Origin of the sequence: Rhodococcus opacus (genome assembly GCF_012396235.1) — a bacterium.
Classification (GTDB): Bacteria; Actinomycetota; Actinomycetes; order Mycobacteriales; family Mycobacteriaceae; genus Rhodococcus_F; species Rhodococcus_F opacus.
The window spans coordinates 59,326-72,132 of record NZ_JAAXPA010000023.1; the positions used below are offsets into that span (position 1 = coordinate 59,326).

Here is a 12,807-nt window from a genome sequence, read left to right on the forward strand (position 1 = left end):
AGTGGCTTACGCACCAGGCAACCTCGTGAGCGCTCGCGGACGCGAGTGGGTGGTACTGCCCGACAGCACCGACGACTTCCTCGTGTTGCGCCCCCTGGGGGGTGCCGACGACGACATCGCCGGGGTCCTCCTCAGCGAAGGGGTGAGCCCGGCGACGTTCCCGCCGCCGACCCCACAGGATCTGGGTGATCAGCACAGTGCCCGGCTGCTGCGCGACGCGTTACGGATCGGATTCCGGTCCACCGTAGGGCCGTTCCGCAGCCTCGGGTCGATCAACGTCGAGCCCCGCGCCTACCAGCTGGTGCCGCTGATGATGGCGATGCGCCAGGACGTGGTCCGGTTGCTGATCTCCGACGACGTCGGTATCGGTAAGACCGTCGAGGCCGCGCTCATCGCCAAGGAGCTCCTCGAGGTCGGTGATGCTTCGGGCCTGACTGTGCTGTGCAGCCCCGCGCTGGCCGAACAGTGGCAATCCGAGCTTCGAGAAAAATTCGGATTGGAAGCGGAACTGGTGTTGCCGAGCACCGTCAAACGCCTCGAACGCGGCCGCATCGGTTCGGAGTCGATCTTCGAACGTCACCCCGTCACCGTCGTCTCCACCGACTTCATCAAGAGTTCCCGGCGACGGTTCGAGTTCCTACGCACCTGCCCGGATCTCGTCATCGTCGACGAGGTGCACACCTGTGTCACCGAGTCGACGCTCGGCGGCTCCGGCCGCACCCAGCGCTACGAGCTGGTGCGTGACCTCGCCGCGGACCGGTCGCGGCACCTGCTCCTGGTCAGCGCGACACCGCACAGCGGCAAGGAAGAAGCGTTCCGCAACCTCCTGGGCCTGCTCGACCCGGAATTGGCGACGGTCGACCTCGACCACAAACGCGGCCGGGAGACCCTGGCCCGCCACTTCGTTCAGCGGCGCCGCGCCGACATCCGCCACTACCTCGACCAGGAAACCCCGTTCCCGAAGGACCGCAACACCAAGGAACAGCCCTACCTGCTGAGCCCGCAGTACCGGGAGTTATTCGACAAGGTCCTCGACTACGCCCGGGAGACGGTACGCACGGGAGACGGTGTCACTCAGCGAGTGAACTGGTGGTCCGCCCTGGCCCTGCTGCGCGCACTCGCCTCGTCGCCGCGCGCAGCCGCCCAGACGCTGCGCACCCGGGCCGCGTCCGCAGCGGCGGGCTCGACCACAGAAGCCGATGCGATCGGGCGCGCGATCGTCATGGACCACGCCGACGACGACGCCGTGGACTCCGCCGACTCCACCCCCGGCGCCGACACCTCCGACACCACCGCCGACGCCACGACCCGCAAACTCCGCGGATTCCTCAAAGCCGCCGAAAAACTCGAAGGAAAACCGGACACGAAGGTGCAACAACTCGTCACCACCGTCAAGGGCCTGCTCGCCGATGGGTTCGACCCGATCGTGTTCTGCCGCTTCATCGACACCGCCGACTACGTCGGCGAGCAGCTGACCGCCGCCCTCGGTCGCAGCGCCACCGTGCGCTCGGTGACCGGAGTTCTTCCCCCGGAGGAACGCCTTGCCCGCATCGAGGAGCTGGGACGAGTGGAAGGACGTCATGTCCTGGTCGCGACGGACTGTCTCTCCGAGGGCGTCAACCTACAAGAACACTTCCAGGCCGTGGTGCACTACGACCTGGCGTGGAACCCCACCCGCCACGAACAGCGCGAAGGCCGCGTCGACCGATTCGGGCAGCGCGCACCGGTGGTCCGCGCGGTCACCCTCTACGGGCGCGACAACCAGATCGACGGCATCGTCCTGGAAGTGCTGCTACGCAAACACGAGGCGATCCGCAAAGCCACCGGCGTCTCGGTACCGGTGCCCGACAACAGCGAAGCCGTCGTCCAGGCCCTGATGGAGGGGCTGCTGCTGAGGGGCCGCGACGCCGAACAGCTCAGCCTCGACCTCGGCGTGCAGGAAAAACAGCAGAGCCTGTACATCGAGTGGGACAGCGCCGCCGAACGCGAACGCAAAGCGCTAACCAAATACGCCCAGCACGCGATCAAACCGGAAGAGGTAGCCGGCGAACTCGAGTCGATGCGCGCCGGACTCGGCACACACGCCGAGGTGAAATCGTTTGTGGCGCAGAGCCTGCGGTCGCTGGGATCGACCGTCACCGATCGCACCGATGGGTTCACCGCCACCCTCACCCCGCTTCCGTTGGGATTGCGTGACGCGCTTCCACCTGACCGGAAGGATCCGCTGGTCTTCGCCGACGATCTCCCGGTCCGCCGTGGTGAGGCGGTGCTGCACCGCACCGACGACTCCGTCGAAGCCGTCGCGGACTTCGTGCTGCAGTCGGCGCTCGATGCTTCTCTCGATCCGTCGTTGCGGCCCGCGCGCCGTTGCGCGGTGGTGCGCACCGCCGCGGTCACCACCCGCACCACGCTGCTGGTGGTGCGGTACCGATTTCACCTCGAGCTGCCGTCCCGCTCGGGCACGAAACAGTTGGTAGCCGAGGACGTCGCCACCCTCGCGTTCGAGGGGGCACCGGCCTCGGCGACGTGGCTCGACGACGAGTGCACGACACCGTTGCTGACCGCGACTGCGTCGGGCAACGTGCCGCAGACCCAGGCGGCACAGTTCATCGAACGCAGTCTCGATGGGCTACCCGCGGTGCGTCCCCACCTGCAGTCGCACGGTGAAGAACTCGCCGCCCGGATGCTGGCTTCGCACCGACGCGTCCGTCAGGCCTCCGGGGAGATCCGGCGCGGGCTGAAGGTGACGGTGGAACCGGCCGCCGACATCTTGGGAGTGTTCGTGTTCATACCCCCTGTCAGGAGTGCCTCGTGAGTACCGAATCGACGTTCGTTGGGGTCCGCATCCAGGGCGGCCTCATCCCCGCCGACCTGCTCGCGAGGCTCTCCACCGGCACAGACCTCGACGGCGACTCACTCACCTCGACCGACTACCACCTCGCCGCCGGTGAATCCGTCCGCGACGCCGCCAACCGAGTGTGGGCGTATCTGCGCGGCGCGTGGGTGAACTATCGCGACGCACTGAACAAATTGCCCGACACCGACCGGGCGACCACCTTGACCCGCGAACGGTTCACCCTGCCGCTGTTCGACCAACTCGGATACGGGCGCATTCCCACCACACCGGCGGGCGGACTGTCCGTCGAGGGCCACCCGTTCGCGATCTCGCACTCCTGGCAGAACGTGCCCATCCATCTGCTGGGTGCGCGCATCGAACTGGACCGGCGCACCCCCGGCGTCGCCGGAGCCTCGGGCGCCTCACCGCAGTCGATGGTCCAGGAGTTGCTCAACCGCTCCGACCAGCACCTGTGGGCGATCCTGTCCAACGGCAACGTCCTGCGCCTGCTGCGCGACTCCACCTCGTTGGTGGGGGCATCGTACGTCGAGTTCGATCTCGAAGCGATCTTCGACGGCGACCTGTTCTCCGATTTCCTGCTGCTGTTCACCTTGTGCCACCAGTCCCGTCTCGAGGTCCGTGACCCGCAGATCGGGACGGCCTCCTGCTGGCTCGAACAGTGGCGGCTGACCTCGGTCGCAAGCGGATCCCGCGCCCTGAACCTGCTGCGCGACGGTGTCGTCCAGGCACTGCAGACGCTCGGCACCGGCTTCCTCGGCCACCCGGACAACGCCGCACTACGCGGCGATCTCGCGGACGGCACGGTCACCGTCTCCGACGTCCACCACGGTTTGCTGCGGGTGGTGTACCGGCTGCTGTTCACCTTCGTCGCCGAGGATCGTGGCGCCCTGCTGGACCCGCACGCCGACCCGCAGACCCGTCAGCGTTACCTGACCTACTTCTCCACCGCCCGGCTGCGGGCCGTTGCCCGGCGACGCAGCGGCGGCCGGCACAGCGACAAATGGGAAGCGCAGGCCCTGGTGTGGCGCGGCCTCGGATCCGAAACCGGACTCCCCGCGCTCGGCCTGCCCGGCATCGGCGGACTGTTCGAACCCGGCGAACTCGACTTCCTGCTCGATCAATCCCTGAGCAATCGGGACCTGCTCGCCGCGGTCCGATCACTGTCTCAGATGCGCGAGCCCGGTTCCGGTATCCGCCGGATCGTCGACTACCGCAACCTCGGGGCCGAAGAGCTCGGCAGCATCTACGAATCGCTGCTCGAATTCGTGCCCTCCTGGAATCCGGCCACCAAAAACTACGAACTCGGAATCTCCTCCGGCAATCAACGCAAGGACACCGGCTCCTACTACACCCCGACCTCCCTCGTCGAGAGTCTGCTCGACACCGCGCTGGATCCCGTTCTCGACGAGGCCTCGAAAGCCGCCGACCCCGAAGCCGCCCTGTTGCAGGTTACGGTGTGCGACCCGGCCTGTGGATCGGGACATTTCCTCGTCGGGGCAGCCCGCCGGATCGCCAAACGCGTTGCGGCGGTGCGCACCGGGGACCCCGAACCGCCGCCCGAGCAGGTGCGGTCGGCAATGCTCGACGTGGTCGCCCACTGCGTCTACGGGGTCGACGTCAATCCCCTCGCCGCCGAGCTGGCCAAGGTGTCACTGTGGCTCGAGGCACTCGAACCCGGCCGACCGCTCGCCTTCCTCGACGCGCAAGTCAAAGTCGGCAACGCATTGATCGGTGCCACACCAGCCGTGCTCGCCGACGGGATACCCGATGAGGCGTTCAAACCCATCGAAGGCGACGACAAAAAGTTCGCCGCGTCGCTGGCCAAACAGAACAAGGCCGAACGCAACGACCAGGGAAGCCTGTTCGAACGCGAAGAGCTGACCGCCACCAACCACGCACTTGCCGAGGATCTCGGGCAGGTGGTCGGTGGACAGTCTCTGTCGCTTAGCGACGTCCACGTGCAGCGTCAACGGCTACGCGCCTACACCGAGTCGCACGCCTACCGCCACCAACGCCTGGTCGCCGACACCTGGTGCGCCGCCTTCGTCTGGCCCAAAACACCCGACGCTCCCCCACCAATCACCCACCGCACATTGACGGAGCTCGCCGAACGACCAGAGATCCTCTCGCACCAGCAGCGTGAGCAGGTCGAACAACTGGCCGGCGAGTACCGGTTCTTCCACTGGCACCTGGAATTCCCCCACCTGTTCCCCACCAGCCCCGACGGCGACGACACCGTCAACCCGACCACCGGATGGGCCGGAGGCTTCACCGTCATCATCGGCAATCCCCCGTGGGAGCGGGTGAAGCTACAGGAACTGGAGTTCTTCGCCGCCCGCGACCCACACGTGGCGACGGCCCCGAACGCGGCTGCACGCAAACGGATGATCACCACGCTGATCGAGACCAACCCTCGGCTCCATGAGGAATTCCTCGCTGCCCGGCGGCAGGCGGAAGGCGTGTCACACCTGCTGCGCAACTCCGGCCGATACCCGCTGACTGGACGCGGAGACATCAATACCTACGCGGTGTTCGCCGAAGCCGACCGCAACCTGCTCGCCGGGAGGGGTCGCCTCGGAGTCATCCTCCCCACCGGCATCGCCACCGACGCCACCACCCAGCACTTCTTCAAGGACCTGGTCATACGCGGCTCCATCGCAGGCCTGTATGACTTCGAGAACCGGAAGCCATTGTTCGTGGGTGTACACAATAATTTCAAGTTTTGCCTGCTGACGCTGACCGGACGCGATCTCCGCGAATCCGCAGCTGACTTCGCGTTCTATGCAACTGAACCTTCGGACCTCCAGCGGCCTGACGTACGTTTCGCGCTAACCCCGGAGGAGATTACCCTTCTCAACCCCAATACAGGCACCTGCCCAATTTTCCGATCACGACGCGACGCCGAGATAACACTCGGAATCTACAAGCGGGTGCCCGTTCTGATCCGTGACGACGATCCAAGGGGAAACCCCTGGGATGTGAAATTGACGACTATGTTTCACATGTCGAATGACTCCGACTTGTTCCACACACGTGTCGAGTTAGAGTCGGACGACTGGATCTTGAAGGGCAATGTCTTCAGCCGTAAGAATGAGCGCATGCTTCCGCTGTACGAAGGACGAATGATCCATCAATTCAATAGTAAATGGGCCACACACGACACCGATGGATCCATTCACGAATTATCCGAGGAAGAGTCACGGGATCCTGAAGTAATGCCCATCCCCCGCTACTGGGTTCGAGAGACAGACGTCAACTCCAAGTTAGGCAAGTGGACTAAAAATGAACGGCTTCTCGGGTACCGGGTCATAACCAATACCACGAATGAACGAACAATGATTAGCTGCATTTTTCCGCGTTCGGCGGCAAGTAATATGTTTGCAATAGCGTTTGTTCCACAGGATGCCGAAGTATTATCGGCAGTCTGGAATTCATTCGTGTTTGATTACGTCGCCCGCCAGAAATTGGGCAACCCGGCGATGAATTTTTTCGTTTTGAAACAGCTCCCGACAATCCCAGTTACGTCACTTGCCGACAAAAAAGAATACATTATAAATTTGTCAAGATATTTAGCAGATGAAAAAACAGATAACGCCAACCGCGAGATTGCCAGAGCCTGGGTCGACGCCGCATTTTTCCATCTTTACGGTGTCGCCCGTGACGACGTGGATTACATAATGGAGACGTTCTCGATTGTGAAGCGCAGAGACTTTGCGGCGCATGGCGAGTACCGCACGAAGCGAATGATCCTAGAGATTTACGACGCGGTGGCCGAGGCCGAGCGAACGGGCGTCACATACCAATCACCCTTCGACACCGTCTCAGGCGAGGTGTGAGGCAGTGGATGAAGGAAGGATCATCCCGATGAGCATTGAGACTGTTGCAACGCTGGGCAGGGAAGGTGCGCCCGCCGTAGAGGAGTTAGCCCATCGGATCATCGAGACCGGTTTACACGGTGGAGGCTCGGTGCTCACCCCTGGCCGCGCGATTTGGACGTGGGAGAACCTGGAAGCGCTCAAGCGCGACTATGTCGATAAGCCCGATATGGGATCGTCCGGCTTCTTCGACAAGCTTGATCAGCAACTTGTCGCCACCCCGAGCGACGCAGTCCAGCTGTTCGCTGAGATCTTCCTGCTCAATCTGCTGCCCCTCGATGACTACACACCGGGCAAAAAGCGTGAACTCATCACTCACGTCCTCGCCAGGTGTTCCCCGCCCGTCCCGATCCCGCCTGATGTCGAAGCCGCTTTGGCCCGTGGGGTCTTCAGCGGTGGTGTCGCATTCAAGACGCGCCGCTGGGCGCAGTTGGTCTTCCTCATCACCTTCGCCCATCATTTCAAGACACAACCCGAAGCTCAGCAGACAGAAGCGCTCAGTGACCCGCTTGCCTTCCGGGCCGTCGTCCGTGGCACCGCGGGGCCACGCGAGCCAGCGCAACGTCAGTCGCTAATGTATTTGGCGTTTCCGAAGTTTTTCTTGCCTATCGTCAAGTTCGAACACCGGCGTGGCATCCGCAACGCGTTCGCCGACGAGTACCTCGAAGGGCCACCGGGTGACATCGACGAAGACCTCTTCGAGATCAACGAGGCACTCGTCGCACAGCAGGAAGCGCCGGTCAACTACTACGCCTCGCCGTGGAAGGAACGCTGGCAACCGCAATCGGCCAAGGACACCGACAAACAGACCGACGAACCCGGTCGGGCGCAGGATGTTCGACGAGCGTGGCTGGTGCGAGGGTCTAGCGTCAACGGGCGCGATCTCGTTCCCACGTGGATTTCGAAGGGATCGGTGTCCCTGGCCGCCAGCCACCTGCGCCCCATCGACGAAGAACTCGCACGGGACGAGCTCAAAGCCATCGTCGAAGAGGACTACCAGCACGCCTCCTATGCCGCCCGCCAGGAAAAGCTCGACGAGTTCTATGCCTTCCTTTCCCGGATGAGGCCGGGAGATCTAATCGCCACCGTCAGCCAGGGGCAGATGTATCTGGGCACGATCACCGGTGACCCCGAATATGTAGCGAGCGCTGACAAGCGCTCCAACCTGCGTCGGACCGTGCACTGGGAGGGGCACGACAAGGGAATCGACTACGCCGATCTGCCCACCGAGGTATCCGCCCGGCTCAACGCCCAGCGTGAGGTCCTCGATCTCACGCAGTACCTCGACAAGTTGGTCGCGCTCACCGAGGAAGAGCCGGGCGTCGTGGTCGAGTCGAAGGTGGTCCTGCCCGCCGCGACACCTGAATTGGCAGCACGGCTCCATGTTCCACAAGAGTGGCTGCAAGACTGCATCGATCTGCTCGACGATCGCCCGCAGCTGATCTTCTACGGCCCACCCGGGACGGGAAAAACCTATCTCGCCCGCGCACTCGCAGCACACATCGCAGGCGACAACGTCAAGCTCGTCCAGTTCCATCCGGCGTACTCGTACGAGGACTTCTTCGAGGGCTACCGCCCCGACCAAGGCGGAAACGGTCAGGTCGGCTTCACCCTGAAACCAGGACCGCTACGCCGACTCGTCGACCAGGCCACCGAGAACCCGAGCACCGCACACGTTCTCATCATCGACGAGATCAACCGGGGCAATCTCGCGAAGATTTTCGGTGAACTCTACTTCCTGCTCGAATACCGCGATCAGAGCATCGACCTGCTGTACTCGTCCAGCGACGACGACAAGGGCTTCACGCTGCCGGAGAACGTGTTCATCATCGGCACGATGAACACCGCCGACCGATCGATCGCACTGGTGGATTCGGCGATGCGGCGGCGATTCGCGTTTCGGCCGCTGCGGCCCACCGAACCGCCCACCGCAGGCATCCTGCGCAGCTGGCTGCAATCAGAAGGGCGACCGACCGAGTCCGCGGAACTCCTCGAGGAACTCAACACGGTCATCGGAGACGTCGACTTCCAGATCGGCCCCTCCTACTTCATGCGTCCAGCCGTGTACCAGCCGAAGGGCCTCGAACGCGTATGGGACACGGCGATCCTGCCGTTACTCGAGGAACACCACTTCGGTGACGGCACGAACATCGCGGCGCGATACGGGTTGGAAACCATCCGCAAGCGCATCGCCGCCAAATCCGGTGCCGCAATTGCGGACGCAGTCCCGGAAACTACGGGCGGGGCAGATGAGGCGACTGCTGCAACTGACTGAGGGCCAACCAGCCGAGCTGGTGGCATTGGCCGTCGACGAGTACCAGGCTCTGCAGATACTGGGTCTCATCGATATCGCCCCCACACTTGACCCCGGATGGTTCACCGTCGCTGCCGGCCGCAAGGTCGGAGTCGTGACGGTCGGATCGCTCCAGATCACCGTGCACCCGAAGATCCAGGACATCAATCGGCTGGTGTTCCTCCTCGGATATGCGAAGAAACTCGACGTCTGGCGCGATGACGAGGTACATCTGCATGCCGACGATGAGCTGCTTCCCGCGCTCGCGGAGGCGTTCTCGCGACTTGCGTCGCGTGCCCTCGAGCAGGGGCTGCTGCAGAGCTATCAGACAGTGTCCGAATCCCTGCCGGTCCTGCGAGGCCGCCTCCGAGCCTCCGAGCAGATGTCCCACCGTTTCGGCCTGCCCCTCCCGCTCGAAGTCGAGTACGACGACTACACCGTCGATATTGCCGAGAACCGAATCCTGCTGATGGCCGTGGTCCGGCTGCTGCGACTGCCGGATGTCAGCGTCGGCGCACGGAAGAAGCTGCTCCGGTTGCAGCGCTCCCTCGCGGACGTGACATGTCCGGCAAAAACGTCGCCGCCACCGAAGTGGCACCGATCGAGGCTGAACGAGCGGTACCACGCAGCACTCACCTTGGCCGAAATCGTCCTCGCGGCGGAGTCGTTCGAGCAGCGCATCGGTGACCTGATCGTGAGCGGCTTCATGTTCGACATGTGGGGGATCTTCGAGGACTTTGTCACCACGGCGCTGGCCGAGGCGCTCAACCCATACGGCGGACGGGCGGTACCGCAATGCCGCACCGCGATGGACGAAGCCGCAGAAGTGACCATGAAGCCTGACCTCGTGTGGCTTCGCGGGGATGGCACAGTCGGCGCCGTGATGGACGCCAAGTACAAAGCGGAGAAGCCCGCCGGGTTTCCCGGCGCCGATTTGTACCAGCTGCTCGCCTACTGCACCGTGTTAGGACTGAGGGAAGGGCACCTGGTGTACGCGAAGGGAAACGAGCTGGTACGCAAGCACAAGATCGTGCGGTCGGACGTCACTATCCACTGCCACGCGCTTGATCTGTCATTATCCCCAATGGCGTTACTAGCCTCGATTGACCGGCTCGCCGCCTCTGTGATCTGACGGTGGTAACGCGCACGGGAGCGGCTGGCGATCTCCCGTTCGCCTCATGGTTGCGGATCCTTCCCTCCGTCGACGAGGTCGCCGAAACCGCGACGACGGAGGCTGCGGATGAGGCGATCGCGGAGCCACTCGGCGATGGCGGTGGATTGCGGCGTGCGGTCGGCGCTTCCCAGTTTCAGCCGGTTGAGCAGTACACCGGTGGTGCTGGGTGCCAGGCATGGGCGATCCGACCGGCAGAAAGTTGCTGTCGTCGTAGAACCGCTCATTGATCTGCATGCGGATCGTCCGTTCGAGTCAGGGCTTCCTCTGGAGGATATCGATCGGGTTGAGCGGCGGCGGGTGTACTCAGGTGACGTCGTCGAGGATTGAAGCCAGCTCGGCCAACAGCTGGTCGGCGCGGTCTTCGATGTCGTCGAGAAGGTCGGTGACGTCGGTCAAGTCCTGGTGGGCGTTGCGGCGGGCCTGGGTTCCCCGTTCGTAGTAGTGCGAATCGAGGTTACGGTTCCCGTCGATCGAGTGCACGTGGGGCGCCGTGTCTGGCCGCGACCTTCGTGGCGGAAGGGTGTGTGCGGGTGCTTTTCCGGACAAGTGGGCGTGGGTGATTGCTGCGACGGCACGTGCGGTCAACGGCGCCGGGGCGAGCGGAGTGTGACCCCAGCGGTTGATCGGGGTCAGCAGCGGTCTGTCGTCGGTGCGGTAGGCGGCGTCGAAGCCGGCGAGGCCGCGGCCGGCTTCGAAGTGCCGGGCGATTGTGCGGGTGCCGTGGTTCTGGTCGAGAAATCCCAGGACCTCGGTCCACTCCAGGTAGATCGAGACTATAGGTATCTCGGGTGATTCGGGCAGGTCGATTCGTTCGCGGCCGACGCTCAGCAGTAGAGGTGCACTGTGATCGCCTGTTGCGATGATGTCCCAGCGGCGGAGCCGAGCGATCTGCTCGAAACCCACGCCCGCCGCGGCCAGGGCAAGGATGAGAGCATCACGGCGGCCGAATAGTCCGGCCGGCCACCCGGCGATAGGAATCTGCGGGAGCCGTTCGGCGACGAGAGCTGATACGTGCTGCAGCCGGGCGCGTCTCCTGGCGTTGAGGGCGCGGCGGATCGCTTCATCGGTGCCGGGTGCCGGGTGCCCCTGCCTACGGTGGACGGTGTTGATGACGCTGACCCGACGTCGTTGGGTGGCCGCCGCGGCTGGGTTGTCGTGCAGGAAGCGGGCCAGCTGATGCGGCGTGGCGGGGATCGGGGGTTGGTCGGTCGCGGCGCACCAGTCGGTGAACAGCGCCCAGACATGCTGGTCTCGAGCGGAGAGACGCTGTGTGGGCTGCGCGGGGGCGGCACCGGTGCCGGATGTGGTGGCGTACACCGTTTACAGCCCGAGGATGGTGACGGCGTTCCCGATCAGTGGGGTGCGTTCGCGGGCATACACTTCGACCATTTCCGGTGTGGTGTGCCCGGTCTGACGCATGATCGCGTGCGCATCGGCACCGTTGCGGAAGGCCTGGGTGACGAACCCGGCCCGCAGCGAGTGCCCGCCGAGCTGGTTCACCAGGGCAGGGTCGTAGCCCGCCTGTCCGGCGCGGCGGCGGACCGCCTTGTGCACCGCCGCCCCGGACAGGGCGGTCTCGGACAGGTTGCCGTTCTTGCGGATCGACCGGAACAGAGGCATTCGCAGTGTCGTACGCGGGCCAGCACCCCGGCACACGTGCGTATCGAACGATCCCGCGGTGGTGAGCAGACGAATCACGCCAGGGCGGCCGCGGGTGTCGAACGCGGCGACGACCTGCGCCCACCGCACGTACGCGCAGGGTGGGCAACTGTCGTGGCGGTGGGTGAACGGGAGCGCCCGCACCGTTCCGGAGCCCTCCTGATCGGTCTTCGACCGGCGCAATTGCACGTGCACGCCGTCGTGCCGGTGCATCGTCACGTCGGCACCCTCCAGGCCGACCAGCTCGCTGCGCCGGAAGGCGCCGGCGAACCCCATCAGCAGCAGGGCTGTGTCGCGGCGTTCGAGTACCGCGTCCGCCCACCCGGTCACCGTGTTCCGGGCCGTGGTGACGATGGTGAGAATGTCCGAGGTCAGCAGCGCGGCGCGGGGGTTGCGGGGCCGGTCACCGACGGCGGCGTAATCGCGGCGGATTCCCGACAGGGTGGCTCGCACAATTTCCTGCCCGGTCGGGGACTCGTGGCCGGTGCGGTGGTGGTGATGGGCGATCGCGGCCACCCATTTCGTCAAGGTAGCCGGCGCATACACCCGGATACCGTCCGGGCCGATGGTGTCGGCGGCACCGACGAGATAGGCGGCGACCGTCGCAGGGTGCGCCGGCAACGAGGTATGCCCCTGGGCGGTGCACCACTGCTCGAACCGCCGCCACGCCGACGCGTAGGTGCGGCGGGTGCCCTCGGACCGGGACTCGGCCACCGACCGCCCGATCCGTTCCGCCACCGCCGCCGGCAGATCCGGAAAAGCCGCGGCGCCGCTGGGAACAGTGACGGCCAGTTGCTCACGGGGCTGCAGGCCCGGGTCGATCCTCATGCCGGGACGGTAACGGCCGCCTCCGACAAGACGATGACGGTGTCCAGCCAGCGCATATGGCGGCCTTGGGGTCCGATGGGTGCTCGGACCTATCGACACCGATGCTCCCGGCCACTCGCGG

General features: G+C 64.7%; 7 protein-coding genes. 4 read left to right on the forward strand and 3 right to left on the reverse strand.

Annotated elements, in window-relative coordinates; translation table 11 throughout:
- Position 1: 1 nt before the first annotated feature.
- Complete coding sequence (locus tag HGB39_RS26335) at positions 2 to 2,815, forward strand: DUF8741 domain-containing protein (protein WP_064079932.1); 2,814 nt, start codon at positions 2 to 4, stop codon at positions 2,813 to 2,815.
- Entirely contained in the window at positions 2,812 to 6,693 is a 3,882-nt protein-coding gene (locus tag HGB39_RS26340) for an Eco57I restriction-modification methylase domain-containing protein (RefSeq protein ID WP_064079931.1), read from the forward strand. The genes HGB39_RS26335 and HGB39_RS26340 overlap by 4 nt, the downstream gene beginning before the upstream one ends.
- Before the next feature lie 112 nt (positions 6,694 to 6,805).
- Here HGB39_RS26340 and HGB39_RS39025 read toward each other — a convergent pair whose 3' ends face one another.
- A complete protein-coding gene (locus HGB39_RS39025; protein ID WP_247607502.1) occupies positions 6,806 to 7,294 on the reverse strand; it encodes a hypothetical protein in 489 nt (162 codons plus the stop codon).
- A gap of 39 nt (positions 7,295 to 7,333) precedes the next feature.
- Between HGB39_RS39025 and HGB39_RS26345 the strand changes: the two genes are divergently transcribed.
- Together HGB39_RS26345 and HGB39_RS26350 are read left to right on the forward strand one after the other, a co-directional pair.
- On the forward strand, positions 7,334 to 9,007 hold the full coding sequence (locus HGB39_RS26345) for an McrB family protein (RefSeq protein WP_247607503.1): 1,674 nt from the start codon (positions 7,334 to 7,336) through the stop codon (positions 9,005 to 9,007).
- Positions 8,982 to 10,157 carry an McrC family protein gene (locus HGB39_RS26350; RefSeq protein ID WP_064079929.1) on the forward strand — a complete coding sequence of 392 codons (1,176 nt, stop codon included), beginning with the start codon at positions 8,982 to 8,984 and terminating at the stop codon, positions 10,155 to 10,157. The genes HGB39_RS26345 and HGB39_RS26350 overlap by 26 nt, the downstream gene beginning before the upstream one ends.
- Positions 10,158 to 10,502: 345 nt before the next feature.
- Here the strand turns inward: HGB39_RS26350 and HGB39_RS26355 are convergent, their stop codons facing one another.
- Together HGB39_RS26355 and HGB39_RS26360 are read right to left on the reverse strand one after the other, a co-directional pair.
- The gene (locus HGB39_RS26355) at positions 10,503 to 11,516 is read right to left on the reverse strand and encodes a hypothetical protein (protein WP_064079927.1); all 1,014 of its coding nucleotides are present in this window, start codon (positions 11,514 to 11,516) and stop codon (positions 10,503 to 10,505) included.
- 3 nt (positions 11,517 to 11,519) lie between these two features.
- The gene (locus HGB39_RS26360; RefSeq protein WP_081276448.1) at positions 11,520 to 12,686 is read right to left on the reverse strand and encodes a site-specific integrase; all 1,167 of its coding nucleotides are present in this window, start codon (positions 12,684 to 12,686) and stop codon (positions 11,520 to 11,522) included.
- Positions 12,687 to 12,807: the final 121 nt, after the last annotated feature.

What these genes read in the sequence shown, in the direction of transcription:
- HGB39_RS26350 (WP_064079929.1), top strand. Translation starts at nt 8,982, where the DNA reads ATGAGGCGACTGCTGCAACTGACTGAGGGCCAACCAGCCGAGCTGGTG.
- HGB39_RS26360 (WP_081276448.1), bottom strand. Translation starts at nt 12,686, where the DNA reads ATGAGGATCGACCCGGGCCTGCAGCCCCGTGAGCAACTGGCCGTCACT.